The sequence below is a fragment of the Hymenobacter cyanobacteriorum genome (genome assembly GCF_022631375.1).
GTDB classification, from domain to species: Bacteria; Bacteroidota; Bacteroidia; order Cytophagales; family Hymenobacteraceae; genus Hymenobacter; species Hymenobacter cyanobacteriorum.
Genome location: NZ_JALBGC010000003.1, coordinates 269,377 through 294,775, shown reverse-complemented (window position 1 = coordinate 294,775; position 25,399 = coordinate 269,377). Strand labels below are relative to the sequence as shown.

Below are 25,399 nucleotides of genomic sequence, written 5' to 3'. Positions count from 1 at the left end.
TGCAGAAACGCGCACTAAAAGTCCGCGCTACAAATTATTTCGTTATCAGCTTGTTCATCTCGGCCTCGTTCACTTTCACGGGGCGGGCGGCGCGCAACTGGGCAATCCACTCTTTTTCGAGGTAGGTCTGGTAGTCGCTGGTGGCTTGGCCGCGGGCTTCGGCCAGGGTTTTGGGGCCGGCGGGCAGCACCTTGTCGATGGTCACGGCGTAGTAGCGGCCGTCCTTCTGCACGTTGTAGGTGCCGGGTCCCTTGGCCATCAGGTCGTCCATCACCTTGTTGTCGCCCTTGGCAAACACGCGCTGGCTGATTTGCACCGACAGCGGGTTTTGCTCGTTCAGGCTGGCTTCCAGGGCGGCGGGCGAGGTCGTGGTCAGGGCCAGCTGGGCGCCGCCGTCGGCGGTGGCGCCGGCCTGCGTGGCCGTGCGAATGCGGCGGGCCGACACGCCGTGCTGGCGCAGCAGGCGGGCGGCGGCATCGGCGCGGGTGCGGGCCAGGCTGGCTTTTTCGCCCTTTCGCACGCGGCCCGTGATGGTTACCTGCATCAGTGTATCGCCGGCCATGCGCTTGGCCAGATCGTCGAGGGCAACTTCGCTGGCCTTGCTCAGTTCGGCCTTGCCGGCGTTAAACACCAGCGACTTCGCGCCGGGGTTGGTCATCGGGAAGCTGCCGGTTTTCAGCTCTTTCTGCACGCGGGCCAGCAGGGCGGGGGTGGCGGCGCTGATAACGCGGCCCTGCACCCGCTGGTCCCACTGGTACTTGGCTTGGTTGTCGGCGAAGAATTTCTTCAGGCCCACGGTGTCCTCAATGGCCTTGCTCCACACCTTCTCGTCCATCAGCTGGAAGAGCAGAATGCCGTCGCGGTACTCCTTCACCAGCATGCGATAGTCCTCGTACTTAGTGTCGAGGCTGTTTTTTTCGAAGTCAGTCAGGCTCTGCTCCACGTACTGGTCGTAGAGCTGCTGCATGGCGAAGCTGGGCTGCGCGCCGGCGCGGGCCCGCTGGTTCTGCTGCACGTAGGTGAGGAAATCACTCACGTAGTAGGGCTTGCTCTTGATGAGAAACAGGGGCATTTTGCCACCGCTGGCCTTGGCCTGGGCGGGCTTCATGCCTTCGCCCGGCGCAAACGTGTACTTAAAGCGGCCGGCGACCAAGGCCGTATCAGCTTTGCTGAAAGCGTAGGCTTTCGCGGCCGGAATCTCCATGAACTGGTCTTCCTGGCGCACGCGCTTGAGGAAGGCGGCTTTGTTCAGCTCCGAGCGCGAGTCTTTCGATACCTTGCTTTTCAGGCCCGCTTCGAGGTCGGCGAACTTGGCCAGGGGCTGCTTCTCAATCAGCTTGATGACGTGCCAGCCGTAAGGCGTCTGCACGGGGGGCGAGAGGTCGCCGGGCTTTTGCAGCTTGAAGGCAGCTTCCTCGAACGAGGGAATCATGCGGCCGGTGCCGAAGGGCGGCAGCTCGCCGCCGTTGGCCGCCGAGCCGGCATCTTCCGAAAACTGGGCCACGAGCTTGTCCCAGCTTTCGCCCTTTTTCAGGCGGCTATACAGCTCGTCAATCTTCTTGCGGGCCGTGAGCGAATCAGCCTTAGCCGCATTCGGGTTCATGCGAATCATCAGGTGGGCCACCTTGATTTCGCCCTGCGCCGTGCGCTTGTCGTTCACCTTGATAATGTGGTAGCCGAAGCGCGTGCGAATGGGAGCCGAAATCTGGCCCACCGGCGTTTTGTAGGCGGCCGACTCGAACGGGTACACCATCTGCATGGCCGTGAAGTAGCCCAGCTTGCCACCGTTCTCACGGGCCGAAGGGTCTTCGCTGCTTTCGCGGGCCAGCTTGCCGAAATCCTCGCCGCTCGCTGCGCGCTGGCGCAGCGCGGTGATTTTGTTGTAGGCAGCCAGCGTGTCGGCCGGGGCGGCGTCGGGCGCTACGCGGATGAGGATGTGCGAGGCGTTCACTTCTTGCCCCATGCGGTCGTAGGCCTCGCGCACCAGTTGGTCGGTCACGCTTTTCTCGGTGAGGTAGGGCTGGGCCAGCTGCTGGCGGTAGCCGTCGAGCTCACGCTTGAAGGCCTGCGTGGTATCGAGGCCGCGCTGCTCGGCTTCCAGCACCTTCAGGCGGAAGTTGGTGTAGAGGTCGAGGTAGTCGGTCACGCTCTGGCGGGTGCCGTAGTCGGCGGCCGCGCTGTTGTTTTTGCGGTACACGTAGGCAAACTCGTTGGCCGGCACCGGGTAGGTGCCCAGCATTTCCACCGCCGGCCCGGCCGGAGTGGCCATCGGGGCGGAAGTGGTAGCGGCCGGTTTGGCAGCCTGGCAACCCGCCAGCAGCGCGGCAGCGGCGGCGCTGGCATACAAAATGCGTTTGTGCATAAACAAGGGAAAGAGTCGTAGGGCGCTGGCACAGTGAAACCAGGCGCGCGGGCATAAAATTACCGGTGCGAAATTAACCAACTTTCCGGCCCGCGCCGAGGGGCCCGAAAAAAGAACGTCCGGCCACTAGAAGCAGCCGGACGTTTTCAAGGGGGAGTGGCACTACTGGAGTCAGGCCAGGTGCTTGCTGAGGTGGCAAACGGTGTGGTTGCCACGGGTAAAGAATTCGACGCGGTCCATGAGGCGGGTCACCAGCGTCATGCCCATGCCACCCTTGCGGCCTTCCTGAATGTAGGCGCGCATGTCGGGGTCTTTGTGCGGGCCGGGCTGGAAAATGGTGTCGCCGTTGTCGGCAATTTCCACGTTCAAATCGTGGTCGTCGAAGTCAAGTTTCAGGTCCAGAAACTGGGTTTCGTCCTCCCCATTGGCGTGGATGATGAAATTGGCTACTACCTCGTCCACGGCCAGCACCACCTGGTTCACGGCCTTCTCCGACAGTTGCCGGGCGTTTAGGTAATTCCGCACGAAATCGCGCACCTGCTGGAGGTTGGCACGCGAACAAGCAATGCGGAGAGCTGATTTCACTTTGGAAATGTTGAGTGTTGAGGGTTGAATGTTGAGTTACTAAATGTGTAGTTCAAAAGAGACAAAACGCTCATTAACTCAACATTTAACCCTCAACACTCAAAACTTCAATTAGGCAGCTTCGGCTTCGGTGAGGCTGGGCACGATGGTCATGAGCGCATCGAGGCCCAGGATTTCGAACACGTTGAAGACTTTTTCCTGCATGTTGAAGAACACCAGCTTCACGTTGGCATCCTGGAAACGCTGCAGGTGGGAGATGAAGACGCCCAGGCCGGCCGAGGAAATGTAGCTGAGCTTGGCGCAGTCGATGAGGACCTTGCGATAGTTCAGAATATCGGGCTTCGCCAGCTCGGTATCAAGCACAATGGCGGAGCTAGCGTCGAGCTCGCCATCGAGCAGGAGCGTGAGGGTATCGGCGGAGGGTTGCGCGGTAACTTTCATAATGAGGGCGATACGTGGGGCCTACGGCAGGGGTTGGGCCGACTTGAATTTAATGACGAGCAGGGTTTGGTCGTCGTGAATGGGGTGGCCGGACGTAAACGCGTTAAGGTCGTCGAGGATAAAGTTTTTGATGTCGTGGGCTTCCTGGAAATAACTTTCTTCCAGCCGCAGCTTCAGGCGGTCTTCGCCGTACTCGTCGGTGCCGTCGCCGCCGCGGGCTTCCACGATGCCGTCGGTGTAAATCACCATCACATCGCCCGGGCTGTAGTCGTAAAACTGGTTTTTGATGTGCTTCTCGTACGAGTCGTTGCGGATGATGCCCAGCCCAAGGCCCTGTGATTCGAAGTAGAATACCTCCTCGCGCATGGCGTGGTAGTAGAGCGTGTGGCAGTGCCCGGCGCGGGCAAATACGAAACCGCCCTGCTCGTAATCAATGATGTAGAGCGACGACGTGATGAACGAAGACTTCTCCAGACAGTGGATGAGGGCAGTGTTGGCCTGGGCCATGAACTTGCTGGGCACCGGGAATTTGTCGCGCTCGTTCTTGGCCAGCGGGTTTTCCTGCATCAGCGAATGAAAGATGCCTTTCATCTGGGCCATGTGGAAGGCGGCCGTGACGCCCTTGCCGCTCACGTCGCCGATAATGACGGCCAGGCGGCGGCCCGGCAGGTGCAGGAAATCGTAGAAGTCGCCGCCCACTTCCTTGGCCGCCAACGAGTGCGAGCTGATGTCGAACCAGTTATCCGTGGGCAGGTTTTTCGGGATGAGGCTGTCCTGGACCTGCGAGGCGATTTTCAACTCTTCCTGGGTGCGCTGGTTGGCCAGCGAGGTTTGCACCAGCTCCAAGTTTTCGATGCTGAGCACGGCCTGTCCGGTGAAGGTTTGCAGGATGCTCAGGTCTTCGTGGTGGAAGGTGTGGGGCTCCTCCTTCAGCAGGTAGAGCATGCCGTAGTTGTAGTGCAGCCCGCGCAAGGGCAGTTGCAACAGCGAGCGGTAGTGTTGCAGGGTGCCCTCGAAACCAGGGCGCAGGTGCAGGTCGTTGGTGATGAACTCACCTTCGGGCAGGTCGTAGGTGGTCAGGCGGGCGCGTAGCTCGCGGGCCTGCTCGGGCGAGAAATTGAGGCAGAGCGTGGCCTGGCTGGCCTCGACGCCGGTGTGGGCCGGGTCGAGGTCGAGCCAGGCGGCATCGGCGTTCACCGTCTGGGCCGCCGATTCGAGCAGAATGCGGTACACCTCGCCCGACGTCTGGCCGCGCTGGATAATCTGGGTGAGGCGCTGGAGCCGCAGAATCTCGTTGCGGCGCTGCTCCACGATGTCGGAAATGGGCAGGTTAAAGAACGTGACCATCAAACCCATCAGGGCATAAAACGCCGAGAAGAAGGCCGTGAGCAGCAGAAACGCATACTGCGGCCGCGGCGCAATCAGCTGCGGGTCGACCTGCGTGACGCGGAAATACTGCACGAAGATGAGGACGCCCAGCAGCAGCCCGGCCTGCAGCAGCACGGCCCGCCACTTGTCGCGCTGGCTGAGGTAGGCCACCCATTTCTGGTGCCCGCTCAGGTACACACCAAACAGGCCCAGCAGCACCACAATGGGCGTGCCGATGTAAGCTGGCGGGTCGATGCCCACGAGGCGAAACAGCAGGGTGGCCCCCAGCAGCACTTCGAACAGCGTCCACTCTTTCTGTAGGCGCGGCGAGGCCCGGAATAGCACCAGCGCCCGCCACGCATAGTTGGTACGAGCCAGAAAAATAACGAACAGGCCTAAGTTGACCGTGTAGATGGTCGTGAAAAACAGGCTGTTGCTGCTGAAAACCGGCTCGTCCTGCGCGGCTACTTCCAGCAGGTGCAGGCCTACGCAGCCCAGCGCCAGCAGGCCCGGCCCGGTGAGCAACCGCTTGAGCAGCTTCACAAACTGCTGCCCATGCAGCGGCGAGGGCTGATAGCGGTAATACAAGAATACGCTTAATGCGAAAGCCGCCTGCGTGAGCTGCGTGCTCCACTGCGGCCACTGGCCCAGCCACGGACCCGCGCCCGAATGGCTGAGCGCGCTCAAGAGGAGCAGCACCCAGCTCAGCAGGCTGAAAAGAAGAAGAGTAGGGAGTAAGCGTTGAGCCACAGACAGTAACCAGGAATAAGCAGATGCGCGCCAGCCCGCCGCCCCTTCAGGCGACGCTCAACCGGCGTGCAAGATACAAGTAGCGGCCCGAAAAGGGTTCACGCGGCGAGTATGTAAAAAAGCGGGCAGCGCCGGCCCTCGCCAACCGCTGCCCGCTGCAAACCGCGCGACAATCCAAATGTTAGCGGCTCGAATAATTCGGCGCTTCGCGGGTAATCTGCACGTCGTGGGGGTGGCTTTCGCGCAGGCCGGCCCCGGTGATGCGCACGAACTGCGCCGCCTGCAATGCTTCAATGTTGGCCGCGCCCACGTAGCCCATGCCCGCCCGCAGGCCGCCCGCCAGTTGGTAAATCACTTCCGACACGTTGCCTTTGAAGGGCACGCGGCCCACAATGCCCTCGGGCACCAGCTTCTTCACGTCGTCTTCGGCGTCCTGGAAGTACCGGTCTTTGCTGCCGTCTTCCATCGCCTCTACCGAGCCCATGCCGCGGTAGCTCTTGTACTTGCGGCCTTCGTAAATAATCAGGTCGCCGGGAGCTTCTTCGGTGCCGGCCAGCAATGAGCCTACCATTACGGCGGCTGCGCCGCCGGCCAGGGCCTTCACAAGGTCGCCCGAAAACTTGATGCCGCCGTCGGCCACCAGCGTCACGCCGGTGCCTTCGAGGCCCTTGGCGGCTTCGAGCACGGCCGAAAGCTGCGGCACGCCAATGCCGGCGATGATGCGCGTGGTGCAAATGGAGCCCGGGCCCACGCCCACTTTCACGCAGTCGGCCCCGGCGTCGGCCAGGGCTTTAGCACCGGCGGCGGTGGCTACGTTGCCGGCCATCACATCAAGGTTGGGGTAGGCGGCTTTGATGGCGCGCACGGCATCCATCACGCCCTTGGAGTGGCCGTGGGCCGTGTCGAGGCTCACGATGTCCACGCCGGCTTCAACCAACGCGGCCACGCGCTGGAGCAGGTCGGGCGTAACGCCCACGGCCGCGCCCACGCGCAGGCGGCCCAGTTGGTCCTTGCTGGCGTGCGGGGCACGGCGACGCTTGCGGATATCCTTGTACGTCATCAGGCCGGCGAGGCGGCCTTCGCTGTCAACCAGTGGCAGCTTGTCGACTTTGCTGTCGGTAAGTAGGGTTTCGGCGGCGGCCTGGGTGATGCCGGCGGGAGCCGTGACGAGGCGGGAGAGCGGCACCATGACGGTAGTCACGGGCTGGCTCATGTCCTTCTCGAAGCGCAGGTCGCGGCTGGTGAGGATGCCTTCGAGCACATGGTTTTCATTCACCACCGGAATGCCGCCGATGTTGTGCTTGCGCATCAGCTGGCGGGCGTCGGCCAGGGTGGCGGTGGGCGGCAGGGTGAAGGGGTCCTGAATCAGGGCCGACTCGCTGCGCTTCACGCGGCGCACCTGCTCGGCCTGCGCCTTCACCGACATATTCTTGTGAATGATGCCCAGGCCGCCTTCCTGCGCCAGCGCAATGGCCATGTCCGACTCCGTGACGGTGTCCATGGCCGCCGAAATCAGCGGGGTTTGCAGCCGGATGTTGTTGGTGAGGCGGGTGCCGGTGTCGCAGTCGCGGGGCAAAACCTCGGAGTACGCGGGCAGCAGCAGTACGTCGTCGTAGGTGAGGGCCTCGAAGGCAATTTTGGGGGTTGCGGAATCCGCCATGGCAAAAGGGGTTGGGGGTTGGGGCCTTTTGCCAGTCAAAGGTACGGCGGGAAGTTGGGTTGGAAGCCCAACTTCTCGCCGCTCTGTCATTATTCTTTGGTGAATTTGCTGGTGCCCACTGCGCTGCCGGCCGTGAGGCGCGACAGGTACAGGCCCGCTGCCAAGCGGCTTACGTCCACGCTCTGGCCGTTGCGCACGCGGGTGCGCAGCACGGCCCGGCCCCGGACATCGGTTATTACGAGTTGCGCTTCTTCAGTGAGATTAGCGGGCAGCGCCACGCGCAGCTCGCGGGCGGCGGGGTTGGGGTAGAGGCTCACGGCGAGGGTTTGGGCCGGGCGGGCGGCCGTGGCTACGGCGGGCGCATACAGCCAGGAGTAGCCGGCCGGAAACTCGCGCTTCCAGAACCATTCGGCGTGCTGGCCGTCGGCGCGGGTGTTGAAGTTGAGGTTGGCAGCCGGCACGCCGCCGCGCTGCAGTGAGTCGCGCAGGGCCTGCATCTGGGGCACCATGGTGGTGCTTTCGGTGGTGCCGCTCACGAAGTAGAACCGGGTGTTGGGGTTGGCCGGATGCTGGTGGACGTAGGCGGCCAGCTGCGGGTAGGCAAACCAGTAAGCGGGCGAAAACGAGGCCACTTTGCCAAACACCGAAGGCTCGCGCAACGCGGCATAAGTGGCAATGAGCCCGCCCATGCTGGAGCCGCCGATGCCGGTATTGGCGCGGTCGGGCAGGGTGCGGTAGTTGGTATCGATGTAGGGCTTGAGGGTTTGCACCAGGAAATCGATGTACAGGTCGCCCTGGCCGCCGCCGTAGGCTGGGTTGTTCCAGGGCGAGTACTCGTCGAGGCGGTTGGCGCTGTTATCAATGGCCACCACGATGCAGCCGGTGGGGTCCTGGCCGTTGGCAGCCAATGTGTTCAGGGCCTCGTCCACGCCCCACTCGCCGGCGAAGGAGGTGGCGGCATCGAACACGTTCTGGCCGTCCTGCATATACAATACGGGATAGCGGCGGCCGCTGGTGGCATAGCCGGGCGGCAAATACAGCCACACGCGGCGCGTGCGGCCTAACTGCGGCATGGCGAAGGCGGTCGAAATCACGCTTACGTTGGCGGCGGCCGTGGAAGTTGGCCCGCCACCGCCGGGGCCGGCGAGGTCTTCCCAGTTCAGTACCTGCACCAGCACCGTAGCTGGAGCCGTGCCAAACGTGTAGGTGCGGTTGGGCACCGAGCCGTTCGAGGCGTTGGTTTCGACGGCCGCCCAGGAGCCACGCGTAAACTTGTATTCCATGGTGCCAGTAGCGGCGGGCAGCGTGATTTGGTAGCTGCCGTCGGCGTTATGGGTGAGGGCGTGGGCCGCGCTGCCGGGGTTCCAGCTATTGAAAGTGCCCGCGATGTAAAGCGTGGCGTTGGCCGGCGTGTTGGCTGGCACGGCCGTGATTTTGAAGGTGACCTGGGCCTGGGCCGCGAAGCCGATAAGCACCAGCAACAGCGAGAAAAGCTTTCTCATGGGAAGTGGGTGGGATTGGAAGGATGGGAGAATTCGGGCCGTGAAGGTACGGCATGACCAGCGGGGGCTTTGGAGGCGTCTGTCATCCTGAGCTTGCAAAGGACCTTGTCACGCCAGCACGTTTCGAATTCACTGCAAGCTGTTCATCGGTGATAAGGTCCTTCGCAAGCTCAGGATGACAGACGGTATTAACTGCCCGCAAACAATCTATCCGCAAACAATTGCCTACCCCAACCCGTCTTAACACCTACCATTTCAATAAATGACTTATTATGTCTGATTCCACTGCCAAAACCTGGTTTATTACCGGCGCTTCGTCCGGTTTCGGCGAAGCCCTGGCCGACTACGTGCTCGAAAAAGGCGACCGGGTGGCCGCCACCTTCCGCAAGCCCGGGCAGGCCGATGAATTCACGAAAAAAGCTGAAGGTCGCACCTTGGGCTTGGTGTGCGATGTAACCGACGAAGCCACCGTCAAAACCGCCATTGCCGACGCCATTGCTAAATTCAATCAGCTCGATGTCATCGTGAACAACGCGGGCTACGGCTCGATGGGCAGCATTGAAGAAGTGCCCGCCGAGGAAGTACAACGCCAGTTCGACGTGAACGTGTTCGGCGCGCTGCACGTGTTGCGGGCCGTGCTGCCGCAGTTGCGCAAGCAGCGCTCGGGCCACGTGCTCAACATCACCAGCATCGGCGGGCTGAAAACCTTCCCTGGAGTGGGCATCTACAACGCCTCGAAGTTTGCCTTGGAGGCCATTGGCGAGAGTTTGAGCCAACAAGTGGCCCCACTGGGCATTAAGGTGACGAACATCGAGCCCAGCGGCTTCCGCACGAAGTGGGCGGGCGAGTCGGCCACCATTGCCAATACTAAAATTGCCGATTACGAGGCCACCGTGGGCGAAAATCTGCGCGGCATTCAGGGCTACAGCGGCAAGCAGCCCGGCGACCCGGTGCGCGCCGCCAAAGCCATGTACGACGTGGTGCAGCTGGAGAACCCGCCGCTGCACCTGCCGCTGGGCAAAGCCGCCGTGAAGGGTGCGCGCGAGAAATTCGCTGGCATTGCGAAGGAGCTGGAGCAGTATGCCGAAGTGGGCGACGCGGCGGACTTTCCAGCGGGGGAGTAAGGTGCGTATGAGGTAGGGGCGGGGCTTGTCCCCGCCCGGTCGTCAGAATCGCCTCAACGATTCCGTTCAACGACCGGGCGGGGACAAGCCCCGCCCCTACCTCAATATAAGCCCCGCCCGCCCACCGTATCTTCGCCCCATGCCTCTTTCTGCCAACGACTATACCGCCACTTCCTGGGAAGACCTGCAGCGGCTGCTGTTTCAGGACACCTGGGACGCGCGCATTGGGCGGTTCCGGTCGCCGTTTGTGTACCGGGGCGGCCGTTCGCGCCATTTTCAGCTCGAAACCAGTTTGCAGCGCCTCGGCGGCGAGTATCAGAACCTGGAGCACCACCTGCTGCGCAACTTCCGCAAGTATGCCCGCGAAACCAGCCTGCCCACCGCCACGAGCAGCACCTGGGACTGGCTGGCGCTGGCCCAGCACCACGGCCTGCCCACCCGCCTGCTCGACTGGACGTACTCGCCCTACGTAGCCCTGCACTTTGCCACCGACGACCTCGCGGCCTACCACGAAGACGGCATCATTTGGGCGCTGAACTACGTGAAGGCGGCCGAGCACCTGCCCCAGCGCCTGCGCCAAGCCCTGCAGGCCGAAGGCTCCAACGTCTTCACCTCCGAGCTGCTGCAGCCCGTGAGCAGCAGCCTGCGCGAACTCGAAGAGCTACAAGCCGAGCCCTACGTACTGTTTCTGGAGCCGCCGAGCCTCGATGCCCGCATTGTGCACCAGTACGCTTTATTCTCTTTGATGAGCACGGCCCAGAGCGTACTGCACGACTGGCTGGCCGACCGGCCCGACCTCTACTTCCGCATCATTCTGCCGGCTCGCCTCAAGTGGGAAGTACGCGACAAGCTCGACCAGGCTAACATCACCGAGCGGGTGCTGCTGCCGGGCCTCGGCGGCCTAAGCCGCTGGCTGCACCGCCACTACTCGCCGCGGGCCGACGGCAAGAACTTCTTGGACGAGAATGAGATGCGCTAACCCCGGCGGCTAGTCCTGCCAGGGCCAGCGCCAGCGGAAGCTGCGCTCTTTGGCGCGGGCTTTCTGCGTGTGGTCGTGGCCGACTACCTGCACATCCCACACCAGGCCCACGGCGCGCAGGCCGGCTACCAGGTACCAGCCCAGGTCGAGCTCGTACCATTCGGTGCTCATTTTGGCCGAGCTGGGGTGGGCGTGGTGGTTGTTGTGGAAGCCCTCGCCGAAGGACAGCGCGCCCAGCACCCAGTTGTTGTAGCCGTGCTCGGTGGCGTCGTCGATGTCGTAGCGGGCGTAGCCGTATTTGTGCGAGATGAAGCCCACGAACCAGTGCCCCAGAATGGTGATGCTGATGCGCAGCGGCACGCACACTATCATGGCTTCGAACCCGAAAAAGGCCCAGATAAGGCCGGCCGCTGCCAATACGTGCAGGTACCAGGTTTTTTCGAGGAAGGCCAGCCAGGGGTCGTACAGGTCTTCATCGGGGATTTCGTAGCGGCTGATGTCGCCCGATTTCAGGGCGAAGTGCAGGTTCCAGTAGTAGTCCTTCGCCATGGAATGGTCGTAGCGGAAGTAGGCCGGGCAATCCATTCGGTTCTGCCAGTAGTCGCGGAAGTAGTGCACCCGCACCCACGACAGCGGCCCGCCCAGCCCCGTATGCACAAACAAGTATGCCAGCAGTCCCCGCGTAAACCGGGCGCAGCGGTACGAGCGGTGAATGATGCCCCGGTGCAGACCAATAGAATGCCCGAACCCTACCGTGATGATCGTAATCAGGGCCGAGGCCAGGCTGCGCGAGCCCGACAAGCTGGAAAAGCCCCATACCAGCGCTGGTACCAGCATCAGGTAGAGCCAAACGATTTTGAGCCAGCCCGGCGTGAGCCGGTCGCCGGCAATAACCGGCGCTTCGGGAGTAGCAGTAGAAGCCATGTAACGGGAGAAAAAAGACTGATTTTCTACGAAGTTACGCGACGACTTCCCGGCGGCGAAATGGTTTTTTAGCTGGGTTTCTCTTTCTGTAAAAACCGTTGATTCAGCCCCGCACTACTGTCCCAGCCGCTTCTTAGTGAGGCGGGTTGGAATGTGCTCCATTGGCTTGTCGGGCCAGGGGTGGCGGGGGTAGCGGCCCTTCAAATCCTTGCGCACCTCGAAATAGCCCTTCTCCCAAAAGCTGCGCAAGTCGCGCGTGACCTGCGCCGGCCGCCCGCCCGGCGACAGCAGGTGCAGCAGCAGCGGCACGCGGCCGGCGGCCACGGTGGGCGTTTCGGTCAGGCCGAACAACTCCTGTAATTTCACGGCCAGCACGGGCGCGGCCGGGTCGCTGTAATCCAGGGTGATGTGTGAGCCGCTGGGCACTTCGAGCGCGGCCGGAGCGAGGCGGTCGAGCTCCTGGCGCTGGTTCCAGCCGCCGGGCAGGCGCGCCAGCAGCGGCTCGTACAGGTCGAGGCGCTGCACCTGGTCGAGGGTTTTGAGGCCGGTGAGGTGCGGGCCGAGCCAGTCGGCCAGCTCGTGGGCCAGCGTGGCGTCATCGAAAGCCGGCCAATTTGTAGTTGATGGTTGTTCGTTGTCAGTTGTCAGGCCGGTTTCGGACACGACGAAGTGCTGCCGCAGAAACACCAGCCGCTGCTGCAGCTGGCGGGCGGCGGGCGTCCAGTTCAGCTTGCTCACGCCGGCTTCCTGCAAATAATCGAGCAGGGCCCGCGCCACCAGCGCCGGTTCAGGCTGGCCGATGACCTTTTCATCGAGCAGCAATGCGCCCAGGCGGCGCACGCGGCGGCCGGTCACGCGCTGGGTGGCAGGGTCGTAGCGCACTTCGTCGGAGCTCGTAATCTGGTCGGCGAAGGCCAGCTCCAGCTCATCCTGCCCGAGCGGGGCGGCCAGCGTGGCGCGCGGAGCCGAGGCCGTGCCCGCCAAGTGCGCCACCGCGAAAAACGTGGCCTGCGGGTCCACATCGGTCGTGTTCAGACTCACGCGCTGACCGGTCACGAGGCGCAGGCGGTCGTGGGTTTCGCGCTGGGCCAGCCGGTCCGGATAGGCCAGCGCGGTGAGCAGGCCCACTGGTGGGTGAGCGGATTGGTGGGTTGGTGGATTGCTCGACTTGCCCAGCCGGCCGGTGAGGTTGCGGGCCACGTCGCGCACCCGTTGCAGGGTGGCGTGGTGCAGGGCCAGGCCGGGCAGGGGCGGCCGACCGCTGGCCAGCGCTTCGAGGCGCAGGCGCAGGTCGGGCGGAGCGGGGCGCGTGTCGGTAGGAGCGGCCCAACGCAACAGGTCACGCTCGGCCAATAATGCTGCCAACGACGCAGCGGCCACGCCATGGCCCAGTTCCTGCCCGCGCACTACGAGGTGGCCCAGGCGAGGCGGCAGGCCCAGCGTGGCCAGCTGGCGGCCGTGGCGCGTAGGGAGTAGGGGCGGGGCCTGCCCCCGCCCGGTCGTAAGGGGAGCTTGAGTGTTCAATGCGGACGATTGGGCGGGGGCAGGCCCCGCCCCTACTGCGCCTAATCGAATCAACAATTCCCGCGCCTGCGAAAACGCCGCGGCCGGCGGCACGTCCAGCCAGCGCAAACTCGTAGGTTCGGCCGCACCCCAGAGGGCCAGTTCCAGAGCGAGGCTACTGAGGTCGGCGGTGTGGATTTCGGGCGGGCGGTGCGCCGGCAGGTTGTGGTGCTCGGCTTCGGTCCAGAGGCGGTAGCAGGTGCCGGGCGCAAGGCGACCGGCGCGGCCCCGGCGCTGGTCGGCGGCGGCGCGGGCCACCGGTACGGTTTCAAGGGTGGTGAAGCCGGTGCGGGGCACGAAGCGCGGCACCCGCGCAAACCCGCCGTCAATCACCACCCGCACGCCCTCGATGGTGAGGCTGGTTTCGGCAATGCTGGTGGCCAGAATGACCTTGCGCCGGCCGGCTTTCGATGGCCGCAGCGCGGCATCCTGCGTTTCGAGGGGCAATTCGCCGTGCAGCAGGTGCAGGTCGATGTTATCAGCCAACGATTCGAGCTTGCGGGCGCTGCGCTGCAAGTCGCCCACGCCGGGCAGGAACACCAGAATATCGCCTTCCGGGTGGGCATTTAAAGCTGCTTTTACCTGCGCGGGCACCAGCTCGGCCAGCCGTTCATTCGGCTTGTTGGGCAGGGCCGAAGCCCGGCGTGGGTCGAGGTAGTGCGTTTCAATCGGAAACAGAAAGCCCGCCGACGACACCACCGGCGCGGGCAGCCACTGGCCCAGCCGCTGGGCCTCCAGCGTGGCACTCATTATCAGAATGCGCAGCTCGGGCCGCAGCACGGCCTGCGCATCCAGCGCCAGCGCCAGGCCGAGGTCGGCGTTCAAACTTCGCTCGTGAAATTCATCAAATACCACTGCCGCCACGCCTTCCAGTGCCGGGTCGTCCTGAATCATGCGCGTGAGAATGCCCTCCGTGATGACTTCCACGCGGGTTTCTTTACTGACTTTGCTATCAAGCCGCACCCGGTAGCCGATGGTGCGGCCCACGGGCTCACCCAGCAGCTGGGCCAGCCGGGCGGCCGCGCCGCGCACGGCCAGTTGGCGCGGCTCCAGCACCAGAATTTTATCGTCGGGGTGGCGCCACGCGGCGGCCAGTAGCTCCAGCGGTACCACAGTGGTTTTGCCCGCGCCGGGCGGCGCTTCCAGTACCACGCGGCTATTGGCAGCCAGCGCGGCCCGCAACTCAGGCAGCGCCGCGATGATGGGCAAGTCGGGCAGGAGCGGCAGGACGAAGGCGTTGGGCATCGGGCCAAAATTACGGCCTGGCGCGGGGCGCCTTCTTGCTGAGGGAAGATGCTGCGTGCATTTTTTATGGCCTGAACTGCCGCAACGCCTGGGATAAGGCACAAAAAATGGCAGCCATCATTATTGAAATATTATAAATTGTCTTTAAGGCAAAATGCATACTCAGTATTTGCTTTCTCTGTGCTTGGATAGTTACCATGGGTGCCCTGCGGCAAGGGGCTTAAGCTGCTTGGTGTTGGGGCTACCTTGCTTTGCTATTGTGCCGCGTTCGAGATGGAATAGGAGGGTTATGAGTTGGATAATTGTTGTGGCAACGGTGTTCGAGATAGTTGAAATAGAAAAGCCAAAATTATTTTTACTGTGATAAATATCTGAAAAAAAGATACTTGTAGGATATTTTCGGAAAGTTAATCAAGCAGTTGGTGAATGTATTTTTTCTTCTGACTTTATTTGCCCATTCCTTTTCCACACCGCTAAGCCCTTCCACCTTAGCGCTGGGTTTTACACCCTGAGTCTTTTCCTTAACACAGCTACAGGCTGTGGCGAAGCCTGCCGGATTCGACCTGCGAATTCTGCGGCTTGCACTGATGGCGTTTGTCAGTTTCTGACCAAAGCCATATCTACACTTTGCCTGCATAATCACTCAAACTTTCTTTTGGGAAGATGCCGTTTTGCGAGAGCCGGACGGTTTTGTTCTCATTTCATTGCTACGCTTGGCTGCAGTTGTCAGCGAATTTCCAATCATCGTTTGGCGATAATGACGCGGTTTCTGGCCGCAAGTAGTCATCAGCAATTAGAAGACCGTCGGCACTGCGCCGGAGGCCTGATTTAGGGAATGGATTGGGCCACAGGCCCATTTTTCGCAAGTATTGTTCGGCCGAACGAGGGGTTGTATGTCGGTGCCCATCACGCGATAAAACCGGCAATGTTCATTTTTACCCATTTTCAACCTTCACAACCACATGAAAATCAAATCTTTTGAAAGCATTAGCGGCCAGCGCCAGCTCAGCCGTACCCAGATGAAAGCAGTTTCTGCCGGTAAATATCCCCAGCCACTTGACTGCTCTTCGGAATGCATTTGCAATAGTGGCGTATCATATAACCAAGGCGGCTCATGTGCTTGTGATGGCGGCTACACGCTGCCGTGCTCGGTCGGTACGGGCGACCAATAATCCGATTTATTGCGAGTGCGCTATGGCACGTCGCAGCGTTACGGTTTAAATCAATCCACTCTTTCCCAAAATCATGAAAACGAAATCTTTTGAAAGCATGAGCGGTAAACTCAGCCGCACCCAGATGAAATCGATTACCGCTGGCCGGCCTTACGACCCCAACGACCCCGGCTGCGGCTCGCTTTGCCGCTGCAGCGACGGTTCGCGGGCTCAGTTTGATGGTGGTAGCCACTGTTTCTGTGTAACGGGCTCCATTGCATGTCAGCCACCTCTCGAATAAGGACTTTTTAACTGCCGAGAACGGGGGCACGGACAAGCCGTCCGCGCCCCCGTTTTAGCCAATGCCGGAGTACTTAATTATTGAAGGTGGCCAAGTTTCCTCATTACAAGCAGTTCGACCTGATGGACTGTGGCCCTACCTGCCTGCGCATGATAGCGCGGCATTACGGCCGTTCCATTCCGGTGCAGGTGCTGCGCGAGAAAAGCCAACTGGCGCGCGAAGGCGCGTCGCTGCTGGGCATGGCGGAAGCGGCCGAGGCGGTAGGCTTCCGCACAATGGGCGTAGAAATGGGGCTGGAAAGCCTGGTGGAGCAGGCCCCATTGCCCTGCGTGGTACTCTGGGACCAGAACCACTACGTGGTGGTGCACGCCGTGAAAAAGCCGCGGCCTTGGTTGGGGCGCCGGCACAGCCAGGAAACGTTTTACGTGGCCGACCCCGGCAAAGGGCTGCTCACGTATTCGGCCGAGGAGTTTTGTCAGCATTGGCTGCCCGACGACCAGCAGGAAACGGGTACCGGCATTGCGCTGCTGCTCGAAACCACGCCGGCGTTTTATGAGCAGGAAGAAGACAGCGCCCCGGCCGCCTACGGCTTCGGGCTGCTGCTGGGCTACCTGGGCCAGTATCGCGCCCTGATTGCGCAGCTGCTGCTGGGCGTGGTGGTAGCCTCTGGGCTGCAATTGCTGCTGCCGTTCCTCACGCAGGCGGTGGTGGATGTGGGAGTCAACACGCAGAACGTCTCGTTTCTGTATCTCATTCTGGGGGCGCAGCTGGTACTGCTGCTGGGGCGGCTGGCGGTAGAATTTGTGCGCAGCTGGATACTGCTTTACATCAGTACCCGGCTCAACCTGAATATTTTATCCGATTTCTTTATTAAGCTGATGCGGCTGCCGGTGGTGTTCTTCGACACGAAGCACTACGGCGACTTGATGCAGCGCATCAACGACCACAACCGCATCGAGGCTTTTCTGACCGGGCAGGCGCTCAACATCTTGTTGTCGCTGCTGAACTTGGTGGTGTTTGGGGCGGTGCTGGCGCTGTACAACGGCACCATTTTCCTGGTTTTTGCGGGTGGCAGCCTGCTGTATCTGGGCTGGATTCGGCTGTTTTTGCACCGGCGGCGGCAGCTCGACTACAAGCGTTTCGGCGCTTCGGCGCGCAGCCAGAGCGTGCTGGTGCAGCTCATTCAGGGCATGCAGGAAATTAAGCTGGCCGGGGCCGAGCGGCCCATGCGCTGGGCCTGGGAGCGGCTGCAGGCCCGGCTGTTTCAGTTGCAAATGAAGTCGCTTAGCCAGGTGCAGTACCAGCAGGCGGGTGCTTTTGCCATCAACGAAACCAAAAACCTGCTCATTACTTTTCTGGCCGCCAAGGCCGTGATTGGCGGGCAGCTTACGCTGGGGGCCATGCTCGCCATGCAATACATGGTGGGGCAACTCAACGGGCCCATCGACCAGCTGGTGGGCTTCGTGCAGGGCTTGCAGGATGCCAAAATCAGCGTGGAGCGGCTCAACGAAATTCATGCGCTGGCCGATGAGGAGCCCGAAGGCAGCCTGGTGCTGGCCGTGCCGCCCGCCGGGGCCCCGGTGAGCGAGCAGCAGACGCTGCACCTGCGCGACGTTTCCTTTGGCTACCCCGGCGCGGGCCAAACCACGGTGCTCGACCAGATAAACCTGTCGATACTGGCCGGCCGCACCACGGCTATTGTGGGCATGAGCGGTAGTGGCAAAACCACGCTGCTGAAGCTGCTGCTGAAGTTCTACGCGCCGGGCACGGGCGAAGTGCGGGTGGGCAATGTGGCGCTAGCCAACGTGAGCCACGCCAGTTGGCGCCAGCAGTGCGGCGTGGTGATGCAGGACGGCTTTCTGTTTTCCGATACCATTGCCCGCAACATTGCCGTGGGCGTCGAGGCCATCGATGCCACGCAGCTGGCCCACGCGGTGCACGTGGCCAACCTGGAGGATTTTCTGGCGGCCCTGCCCATGGGCTTGCACACCAAAATAGGGGCCGAGGGCAACGGCATTAGTCAGGGCCAGCGCCAGCGCATTCTCATTGCGCGGGCGGTGTATAAAAACCCGCAGTATCTGTTTTTTGATGAGGCTACCAACGCGCTCGATGCCAATAACGAAGCGGTTATTTGGGGGCGTTTGCAGGAGTTTTTCCGAGGCCGCACCGTAGTGGTGGTCGCGCACCGTCTAAGCACGGTAAGCCACGCCGACCAACTGGTGGTGCTCGACAAAGGCCGGCTGACAGAAAGCGGCACCCACGCCAGCCTCGTGGCCCAAAAAGGGCAGTACTGGAACCTGGTGAAAAACCAACTGGCGCTGGGCGCCTAACCCAAAACTCTTATGCCCACGACTGCCCCATTCGTAGAGCGGCGCGCCGAAGAGGTGCAGGACCTGATGGCCCGGCAGCCCAGCTGGTTTCTGCGCTGGAGCGTGACGCTGCTGGCCGTGCTGCTGGCGCTGGGGTTTGCCGGTGCCTGGCTCATTCATTTCCCCGACCTAGTGCCCGCCACTTTCACCCTCACCTCGGTGAATGCGCCGAAAGCGGCACCCGCCCACAGCAGCGGCCGTTTGGTGCGGCTGCTGGTGCACGACGGCGTGCAGGTGCCGGCCGGCGCGCCACTGGCCTACCTGGAAAGCACTGCCCAGCCCCGGGAAGTGGCCCAGCTCGGGCAAGCCATGCGGCAGGCCTGGACGCTGGCCAGCGCTGGCCAGCTAGAGGCGGTAGCCCGCCTGCCACTGGAGCGGTTTCGGCAGCTGGGCGAGCTGCAAGGCGCTTACCAGCCGTTTGCCCTAGCCCACCTGCGGCTGCAAACGTTCTTCGCGCAAGGCATTTATGTGCGCCGCCGGGCCCTGTTGCAGCAGGAAGCCGGCGACCTTCAGGCCATGGCCCGCAACCTGGCACAGCAGCAGGCCATTCAGGGCCACGCGCTGGCGTTGGCCGAGGCCGACTACCGGGTGCAGCAGCAACTGGCGCAGCAGCGCGTGATTGCGCCGCTCGACTTGCAGCACGAGGAAACCAAGCTGCTTGCTCACCAGTTGCCCTACCGCCAGATGGCAGCCTCGCGCATCTCCAACACGGTGGCCCAGCGCGGCAAGCAGCAGGAGCTGCTGGAGCTGGACAAGGCCCTGATTGAGCAGCGCGACCAGTTTCTGCAAGCCCTGAATGCCTTGCAAAGCGCCGCCGACGAGTGGGAGCGCAAGTACGTAGTGCGCGCCCCGGGGGCTGGCCGGGTGTATTTCCCGGCCCCGCTGCAGGAAAACCAGCAGGTAGCGACCGAACAGGTGCTGTTTTACGTGGCCCCCGGCCACACCGCCTACTTGGGCCAGATGCGCATTCCGCAACAGAACGCGGGCAAGGTGCGGGCTGGTCAAACGGTTCTGATTCGCTTCAATGGCTACCCCTACCAGGAATTTGGCCTGGTGCGCGGCACCATCCGAAACGTGGCCGAAATTCCTTTGGAAGAAGGCTTCATGGCCGAAGTGAGCCTGCCGACAGACCTGATAACCTCGCGCGGCCAGAAACTCACCTATAAGCTGGGCATGACGGCCTCGGCCGAAGTCATTACGCAGGACCGCCGCCTGCTGCAACGTCTGTTCAGCCCCCTGCTATCGGCGCTGCACAACGTCAATTGAGGCTGAAATCTATTCATCAACTTTTTGCCCTTTTCTATCATGGAGCAAGCCGTCGCCCGTTTTTTACAGCTTTTGCGCCTGCCGGTAGCCCGGCACGAATGCCAGCAACTCATTCAGTCGCACCCCGACTACCCGGCGCTGGTGAGCGTGTCGGACGCTCTCGATAGCTTGGGCGTGAACAACTATGTGGCCCAGTTCGACGAGGCCGAAGTCGACGAAGTGGCTTTCCCATACCTGGCCCACCTAAGCGATGCCCAAGGCAACGGCGACCTGGTGCTTATAACCAACGCCGCCGAGCTGGCCGCCGCGCGAGCCAACCCAACCACCTGGAGCGGCATTCTGGTGCAGGCCGATGGCCTGCGCGTGCCTCCAAGCCCCGAGCAGGCCCAAGAAGTAGCCCGCGAGCGCAAGCAGTCGGTGGGGCGCAAGCTGGCGTGGGGGCTGGGGGCGGGGCTGCTGCTACAACCGTTTTTCTACTTGCACGGCTGGGTGCTGGCGGCCGCTTACGGCACCGCATTGGTGGGCGTGGTGGTTGGCTGGGTGTTGCTAGCCAAGGACTTGGGCATCACGTCGGAAATAGTGGATGACTTTTGCGGCGGCGGGTCCCACGCGGGCTGCGACGAGGTATTGCAGGCCGACCCGGTGCGGTTGTTCAATTTTTTTACGCTTTCGGAAGCAGCGGCGGCTTATTTCTCCTGGCAGGTGGGGCTGCTGCTGGTAGCGGCCCTAGCCCCGGCTACGGCGGCGGGCCTGGGGCTGTTGGCGGGCGCGGGCGCATTGCTGGGCCTGCCGGTGGTGGCGTTTTCGCTGTATTATCAGCAGGCGGTGGCCAAAGCCTGGTGCCGGCTGTGCCTGGTGGTCGACGCTGTGCTGCTGGTGCAGGCGGGGCTGGCCATTTATGTGCTGGTTGGCGGCGGTTTTGTGTGGTCGGCTTTCGGCTTGGGTAGCAGCCTTACGGCGGTGCTGGCGCTGCTGGCTATAAGTGTTTTAGTAGTGGCCCTGAAGCAATTTGGCCTGCGCTACAACGAAGTGCACGAACGTGAGCTGCGGTTGCTACGCAGCAAAAATTCGGTTTCCCTTTTTACCGCGGCGCTGTTGCAGCAACCCCGCGCCGACCTGCGCGAGTTCAATCAGGAGCTGGTGCTGGGGAACCCGGACGCACCCATCGAAATTCTAATGGTCAGCAACCCGTTTTGCGCGCCGTGCAAGCGGCAGCACGAGCAACTCGACCACCTGCTGGCGCTGCACCCGGAGAAGCTGAAAGTCCGCTTGCGCTTTGTGGTGAGCGCAGCCGATACCGGCCGCTTTCCCACGGCCACGCAGTATCTGCTGCACTATTGGCTCACCAATATCTGGGGCACGCCCGACGAGCCGGCCCGCACGGCCACCCTGCTACATGACTGGTACACCGTGATGAACCTCGACAAATTTGCCGCCACGCATCCGGCCGACTTCACCGACGATTATTCCCTTAGCACGCAGCTCGGTACGCAGCACTATGTGTGGGTAAAGCAGCACGGAATCGCTCGCACACCCACGCTGTATCTCAATGGTTATCAGTTTCCCAATGCCTACAAAGTAGCAGATTTGCAGTTGATGCTGCCCGGCTTGGCTGAGCATTTCAGCCAAGAGTTGGTGCTGGCAGATTAATAATGCAAGCCGCATGGCAGGCGCCGAAACCCATTGCGCGCTATAGCTTGCTGCAATAACAATTGCAACGAAATGGCCCCGCCACCGACCGCCACCGCTTACCTACCCGCCATGCGGGAATTTCTGGCCGAAATCGGTATTCCAACCCAGGAATCCGAGCTCACTGCTGACACCTTCCTGCCCGGTATTCTCATCGAAAACGGTGGCCTGCTCATCGACCCCGCCAAGCTGCTCTACCCTGGCGACCTCCTGCACGAGGCCGGCCACTTGGCCGTGACGCCCGCCGACGAGCGCGCCCGACTGGCGGGCAACGTAATGGCCGGCAAACCCGAGCAGCACGGCACCGACGGCGAAGAAATCGCGGCTATGCTGTGGTCGTACGCCGCCAGTGAGGTCATCGGCGTGCCGCCCGAAATCGTGTTTCACCCTGCCGGCTACCGGGGCAGTAGCCACTGGATGCTGAATAATTTTAGCCAAAAAATATTCCCTGGCCTACCGTTGCTGGTCTGGATGGGCCTGACGACGAACGAGGACTTCCCACGCATGAAACGCTGGTTGCGCGAATAATTCGCTACACCCGCTGCATGGGCCACAACTCTACCTGCACCGGGCCGCCGGCGTGCACCACCGGCTTGCCCGTGGGCGTGGGCAGGCCGTGGCCTTCCAGTAGGTCCGATTCGAGGTGCAACACCTGGGCGGCGCGCAGCGGCCACGGCGCATGGGCCACCCGACCATGATATAGCTTGCTCTGGTCCTTGTTGCTGGCGTACAGGCAGTAGCGTTCAGTGAGGAAAAATTCCAGCGAGCCGGGTTCCGAGGGTGGCATGGGCGCGCCCAGCTTCCAGGTAGCGCGGAAGGTGGCGGGCGGGGCCCCGCCGTGGGTGCGCGTGGCCGCGAACTGGCGCAACTCGGGGCTGGGCTGGTCGAGGCGCATATCGGCGCGCAGGTAGGGCAGGTGGAAGAAGGTGCGCGCCACCCACACGGCCAGCGCGCTGGTAGCGTCAAGCGAGAAGAACCACACGCCGGGCACGCCGTCGAGGTGCACATAAGTGCGCACGTTCAGCTCCAGAAACTCGTGGGTGCCGCGCACCGGCGGCGTGTAGCGGGTGCGCACCTTGCTCATTTCGAAGGGCACAATGCCAATCCAGGCCTGGCCCTGGAGGGTGTCGGCCTGCAGCCGGGGCGGCAGGTGGGCCTGCAGCAGCTCGGCGGGCACCGGCCAGTGCAGAAACAGTAGTTCGCTCCACTGCTGGCGCAGCAACGGCGCGCCGGCCGGTCGCTCGCGCAACGCTAAGCGAGCTGAAAGCGGTACCGCGTCGGGAACCGGGGGAGGAGTGGGCAGCAGGGGTAAATCGAGCATGAGGGCGGGTGGGAAAGGTTTGCTTTAAACGCAAACCGCTGCCAGACCGCCGTGTTCGTCGGATAGCCGCGCTGCCTCAATACACCGGAAAGTTCGGGTCGACCCGCAGCGCCCAGGCATCCACGCCGCCGCGCAGATTCAGCACGTTGGTGCGGCCGAGGTGGCGCAGGTAGCCCGCCGCGTGGGCCGAGCGCACGCCGTGGTGGCAAATCATCACCACCGGCCCCTCGGTGCGGATTTCGGCTACGCGGCGTGGCAGCTCATCTAGCGGCACAAGCTGGCTGCCGGGCAGGTGGCAGTATTCAAATTCCATCTCCTCGCGCACGTCGATTAGCTGGAGGTCGTCGCCTGCCTGCAGGCGGCGGTGCAGGTCTTCGGGCGTAAGGTCGAGGGGTTCGGGAGGCATGCGAGGGTGCGGAAATCCCAAAAATAGGCCTGCCCGGCGCTACCTTTCGGCTTTCACCACCAGCGGGCTTTCGTGAGCATATTTCTGGCGCTTGATATTTCGGGGGCATTGGCCCAATACTGGCAGGCCACCACGGCGCTGGAGCTGGTGGCCGTGGCCACGGGTTTTGCCTGCGTGTGGCTGGCCGCCCGCGAGTCCATCTGGAACTTCCCGTTGGCCATTATTAGCTGCCTGCTCTACGTCTTCGTGTATTTCGAAGCCACGCTTTATGCCGACAGTGGCCTGCAGGGGCTGTTCATTCTGCTGAGCTGCTACGGCTGGTACGAGTGGCTATACGGCGGCAGCAACGCTACGGAACTAGGCGTGACGCACACACCCGGCCGCGAGTGGCTGCTGGGGGCGGCCTTCGCGGCGCTTTTCACGCTGGGCTTTGGCTACTACCTGCATCACCACCACCCCGACGCGGCCTTTCCTTACCTCGACAGCTTCACCACGGCCGGCAGCATCGTGGCCCAATATCTGCTCACCCGCAAGCGCCTCGAAAACTGGCTGCTCTGGCTGCTGGTCGATATTATTTACGTTCCCGTGCTCTGGTACAAGGCGTTGTACACCACCAGCCTGCTCTATTTCCTGTACCTGGCGCTGGCCGCTTACGGCTACTGGCAGTGGCGACGCGAGCTACTGGCCGCGCCTAAGCTGATGGCCGAAGCATCGCCGCCGACAATGCCGAAAGTATAGTTTCCAAATTCTTTACCCTGGCCCACCTTGCGCCGGCCGCATCCTGCCTTTCGCAACTGTCCTTTCACGAGTCATTCCCCCATCTTCTCCGTTGCTGCGTGTTTCCCTGACTGGCCCCGAATCGACGGGTAAATCGACGTTGGCGGACCGGCTGGCGGCGCATTACGGCACCACCTTCGCCCCCGAGTTCGCCCGCGAGTACCTCGCCGATTCCGGCCCGCACTACTCGCCCGAAGACCTCGAAGAAATTGCCCGCGGCCAGCTCGCCGCCGAAGCCACCGCCGTGGCCGAAGCCGAGGCCCGGGGCCACCGCGTGGTATTTTTCGACAGCGACCTGCTCGTCATCAAAATCTGGTTCGAGCACTCCTTCGGCTCCTGCCCCGAGTGGATTCAGCAAGCCATTGCCCGCCAGCACTACGACCTGGTGCTGCTGATGGGCGTGGACCTGCCCTGGGAGCCCGACCCGCTGCGTGAGCACCCGCACCTGCGCCAGCACTTCTACGACCTCTACCAGCGCGAATTGCGCGAGCAGATGTCCAACTTCGCCGAAATATCGGGCGATTACAACCGCCGCTTCGCCCACGCCTGTTTTCTGGTGGATGAGCTGCTGCTCGCCGCCGCCCAACCCGCCCTGCCCCTCATGGAAGAACCCCGCGCCGCTTACCGTGCCCCCGCCTACACGCTGTTCACGCCCGAGTGCCGGGCCACGTTCAGCCCGCGCGGGGCCGAGCTCATCAGCCTCATCGGCACCGCCGACAACCTCGAATACCTGTGGTCGGGCGACCCGGCCGTGTGGGGCCGGCACGCGCCGGTGCTGTTTCCGCTGGTGGGCCGCCTGCCCGATGACGCCTATCACTACCAGGGCCGCGACTACCGCCTGCCCCAGCACGGCTTCGCCCGCGACCAAGAGTTTGCCGTGCTCAGCCAGAGCCCCACCGAGCTGGTGTTCCGCCTGCAGCACGACGAGAGCACCCGCGCCGTGTTCCCCTTCGCCTTCGAGCTGCTCATCACCTACACGCTGCGGGGCGCGCAGCTAAGCGTGCGCTGGGACGTGCGCAACCCCGCGCCCGACCAGCCGCTGCTCTTCAGCATCGGGGCGCACCCGGCGGTGCGCTGCCCGCTGCTGCCCGGCGAGCGGTTCGAAGACTATTACTTCGCCTTCGACCATCCCGTCACGCTGGACCGCCACCTGCTCACCGGTGGCCTGCTCACCGGCGAAACGGCCCGCGTCCTCACCGAGGGCCAGGAGCTGCCGCTCAGTTACGAGCTGTTTGCCGATGACGCGCTGGTGTTCAAACACTACGACTTCACGCGCCTCACACTGCGCTCGCACAAGTCGGCGCGCTTCGTGCGCTTCCAGTTCGATGGCTTTCCCTACCTCGGCCTCTGGACCAAAGGCCCCGGCGCCAACTTCGTGTGCGTCGAGCCCTGGTACGGCATCGCCAGCCCGGCCGGCGAGCCCGGCGAGCTCAGCGAAAAGGAAGGCATTCTGACGCTGGAGCCCGGGCAGTCGTTCACGGCCACCTATTCGATGGAAATAGGGTAGAAGTCGGACCACGTCTGTCATTGCGAGCGAAGCGCGGCACCCGAAGGTCAGCGTAGCTAATCTTTCCTCTCCCAGCGACCAACCCTCAAGATGTGAAAAGCCCCGGCTC

20 protein-coding genes are annotated in these 25,399 nt (G+C 62.7%); 10 read left to right on the top strand and 10 right to left on the bottom strand.

Annotation, left to right across the window (positions count from 1 at the left end):
* Positions 1-34 precede the first annotated feature (34 nt).
* The 6 genes from MON38_RS11025 to MON38_RS11000 form a co-directional block, all read right to left on the bottom strand.
* Positions 35-2,362 carry a peptidylprolyl isomerase gene (locus MON38_RS11025; protein WP_241936226.1) on the bottom strand — a complete coding sequence of 776 codons (2,328 nt, stop codon included), beginning with the start codon at positions 2,360-2,362 and terminating at the stop codon, positions 35-37.
* Positions 2,363-2,533: 171 nt separating this feature from the next.
* Positions 2,534-2,947: an ATP-binding protein gene (locus MON38_RS11020; protein WP_241936225.1), complete on the bottom strand. Its 414-nt coding sequence runs from the start codon at positions 2,945-2,947 to the stop codon at positions 2,534-2,536.
* A gap of 111 nt (positions 2,948-3,058) precedes the next feature.
* Positions 3,059-3,388: an STAS domain-containing protein gene (locus tag MON38_RS11015; protein ID WP_198069888.1), complete on the bottom strand. Its 330-nt coding sequence runs from the start codon at positions 3,386-3,388 to the stop codon at positions 3,059-3,061.
* Positions 3,389-3,409: 21 nt separating this feature from the next.
* A complete protein-coding gene (locus tag MON38_RS22875) occupies positions 3,410-5,506 on the bottom strand; it encodes a PP2C family protein-serine/threonine phosphatase (RefSeq protein WP_241936224.1) in 2,097 nt (698 codons plus the stop codon).
* A 181-nt stretch (positions 5,507-5,687) separates the two neighbouring features.
* Positions 5,688-7,166: an IMP dehydrogenase gene (guaB, locus tag MON38_RS11005; protein ID WP_241936223.1), complete on the bottom strand. Its 1,479-nt coding sequence runs from the start codon at positions 7,164-7,166 to the stop codon at positions 5,688-5,690.
* Positions 7,167-7,255: 89 nt separating this feature from the next.
* Entirely contained in the window at positions 7,256-8,668 is a 1,413-nt protein-coding gene (locus tag MON38_RS11000; protein WP_241936222.1) for an alpha/beta hydrolase-fold protein, read from the bottom strand.
* 272 nt (positions 8,669-8,940) lie between these two features.
* On the opposite strand from MON38_RS11000, the gene MON38_RS10995 reads away from it, so the two are divergent.
* Both MON38_RS10995 and MON38_RS10990 read left to right on the top strand, forming a co-directional pair.
* Entirely contained in the window at positions 8,941-9,792 is an 852-nt protein-coding gene (locus tag MON38_RS10995) for an oxidoreductase (protein WP_241936221.1), read from the top strand.
* 139 nt (positions 9,793-9,931) lie between these two features.
* Entirely contained in the window at positions 9,932-10,771 is an 840-nt protein-coding gene (locus MON38_RS10990) for an FRG domain-containing protein (RefSeq protein WP_241936220.1), read from the top strand.
* Between the two features lie 9 nt (positions 10,772-10,780).
* On the opposite strand, the gene MON38_RS10985 is transcribed toward MON38_RS10990, so the two are convergent.
* Positions 10,781-11,695, bottom strand: coding sequence for a fatty acid desaturase (locus MON38_RS10985; RefSeq protein ID WP_241936219.1), 915 nt, complete (start codon positions 11,693-11,695; stop codon positions 10,781-10,783).
* A gap of 114 nt (positions 11,696-11,809) precedes the next feature.
* A complete protein-coding gene (gene hrpB / locus MON38_RS10980) occupies positions 11,810-14,503 on the bottom strand; it encodes an ATP-dependent helicase HrpB (protein ID WP_241936218.1) in 2,694 nt (897 codons plus the stop codon).
* 962 nt (positions 14,504-15,465) lie between these two features.
* On the opposite strand from hrpB, the gene MON38_RS10975 reads away from it, so the two are divergent.
* From MON38_RS10975 to MON38_RS10950, 6 genes are all read left to right on the top strand, one after another.
* Positions 15,466-15,675: a hypothetical protein gene (locus MON38_RS10975; RefSeq protein WP_241936217.1), complete on the top strand. Its 210-nt coding sequence runs from the start codon at positions 15,466-15,468 to the stop codon at positions 15,673-15,675.
* 73 nt (positions 15,676-15,748) lie between these two features.
* Entirely contained in the window at positions 15,749-15,955 is a 207-nt protein-coding gene (locus MON38_RS10970; protein WP_241936216.1) for a hypothetical protein, read from the top strand.
* 86 nt (positions 15,956-16,041) lie between these two features.
* Positions 16,042-18,285 carry a peptidase domain-containing ABC transporter gene (locus MON38_RS10965; protein WP_241936215.1) on the top strand — a complete coding sequence of 748 codons (2,244 nt, stop codon included), beginning with the start codon at positions 16,042-16,044 and terminating at the stop codon, positions 18,283-18,285.
* Positions 18,286-18,297: 12 nt separating this feature from the next.
* Positions 18,298-19,590, top strand: coding sequence for an HlyD family secretion protein (locus MON38_RS10960; RefSeq protein WP_241936214.1), 1,293 nt, complete (start codon positions 18,298-18,300; stop codon positions 19,588-19,590).
* Positions 19,591-19,629: 39 nt separating this feature from the next.
* Positions 19,630-21,240, top strand: coding sequence for a vitamin K epoxide reductase family protein (locus MON38_RS10955; protein WP_241936213.1), 1,611 nt, complete (start codon positions 19,630-19,632; stop codon positions 21,238-21,240).
* A gap of 111 nt (positions 21,241-21,351) precedes the next feature.
* Positions 21,352-21,807, top strand: coding sequence for a hypothetical protein (locus MON38_RS10950; RefSeq protein ID WP_241936212.1), 456 nt, complete (start codon positions 21,352-21,354; stop codon positions 21,805-21,807).
* A gap of 4 nt (positions 21,808-21,811) precedes the next feature.
* Here the strand turns inward: MON38_RS10950 and MON38_RS10945 are convergent, their stop codons facing one another.
* Positions 21,812-22,600 (bottom strand): YqjF family protein, encoded by a 789-nt coding sequence (locus tag MON38_RS10945; RefSeq protein WP_241936211.1) that lies wholly within the window; start codon positions 22,598-22,600, stop codon positions 21,812-21,814.
* 76 nt (positions 22,601-22,676) lie between these two features.
* Positions 22,677-23,006, bottom strand: coding sequence for a rhodanese-like domain-containing protein (locus MON38_RS10940; protein WP_241936210.1), 330 nt, complete (start codon positions 23,004-23,006; stop codon positions 22,677-22,679).
* A gap of 72 nt (positions 23,007-23,078) precedes the next feature.
* On the opposite strand from MON38_RS10940, the gene pnuC reads away from it, so the two are divergent.
* On the top strand, positions 23,079-23,744 hold the full coding sequence (pnuC, locus tag MON38_RS10935) for a nicotinamide riboside transporter PnuC (protein ID WP_241936209.1): 666 nt from the start codon (positions 23,079-23,081) through the stop codon (positions 23,742-23,744).
* 91 nt (positions 23,745-23,835) lie between these two features.
* Positions 23,836-25,290 carry an aldose epimerase family protein gene (locus MON38_RS10930; RefSeq protein ID WP_241936208.1) on the top strand — a complete coding sequence of 485 codons (1,455 nt, stop codon included), beginning with the start codon at positions 23,836-23,838 and terminating at the stop codon, positions 25,288-25,290.
* The last annotated feature ends 109 nt before the right edge of the window (positions 25,291-25,399 follow it).

Excerpts from the sequence above, each read along its gene's own strand:
- MON38_RS11015 (WP_198069888.1), bottom strand. The coding sequence starts at position 3,388 with ATGAAAGTTACCGCGCAACCCTCCGCCGATACCCTCACGCTCCTGCTC.
- MON38_RS10990 (WP_241936220.1), top strand. The coding sequence starts at position 9,932 with ATGCCTCTTTCTGCCAACGACTATACCGCCACTTCCTGGGAAGACCTG.
- MON38_RS11000 (WP_241936222.1), bottom strand. The coding sequence starts at position 8,668 with ATGAGAAAGCTTTTCTCGCTGTTGCTGGTGCTTATCGGCTTCGCGGCC.
- MON38_RS10955 (WP_241936213.1), top strand. The coding sequence starts at position 19,630 with ATGGAGCAAGCCGTCGCCCGTTTTTTACAGCTTTTGCGCCTGCCGGTA.
- MON38_RS10945 (WP_241936211.1), bottom strand. The coding sequence starts at position 22,600 with ATGCTCGATTTACCCCTGCTGCCCACTCCTCCCCCGGTTCCCGACGCG.
- MON38_RS10950 (WP_241936212.1), top strand. The coding sequence starts at position 21,352 with ATGCGGGAATTTCTGGCCGAAATCGGTATTCCAACCCAGGAATCCGAG.
- MON38_RS10940 (WP_241936210.1), bottom strand. The coding sequence starts at position 23,006 with ATGCCTCCCGAACCCCTCGACCTTACGCCCGAAGACCTGCACCGCCGC.
- hrpB (WP_241936218.1), bottom strand. The coding sequence starts at position 14,503 with ATGCCCAACGCCTTCGTCCTGCCGCTCCTGCCCGACTTGCCCATCATC.
- MON38_RS10975 (WP_241936217.1), top strand. The coding sequence starts at position 15,466 with ATGAAAATCAAATCTTTTGAAAGCATTAGCGGCCAGCGCCAGCTCAGC.
- guaB (WP_241936223.1), bottom strand. The coding sequence starts at position 7,166 with ATGGCGGATTCCGCAACCCCCAAAATTGCCTTCGAGGCCCTCACCTAC.
- MON38_RS10960 (WP_241936214.1), top strand. The coding sequence starts at position 18,298 with ATGCCCACGACTGCCCCATTCGTAGAGCGGCGCGCCGAAGAGGTGCAG.
- MON38_RS10985 (WP_241936219.1), bottom strand. The coding sequence starts at position 11,695 with ATGGCTTCTACTGCTACTCCCGAAGCGCCGGTTATTGCCGGCGACCGG.
- MON38_RS11025 (WP_241936226.1), bottom strand. The coding sequence starts at position 2,362 with ATGCACAAACGCATTTTGTATGCCAGCGCCGCCGCTGCCGCGCTGCTG.
- MON38_RS10995 (WP_241936221.1), top strand. The coding sequence starts at position 8,941 with ATGTCTGATTCCACTGCCAAAACCTGGTTTATTACCGGCGCTTCGTCC.
- MON38_RS10970 (WP_241936216.1), top strand. The coding sequence starts at position 15,749 with ATGAAAACGAAATCTTTTGAAAGCATGAGCGGTAAACTCAGCCGCACC.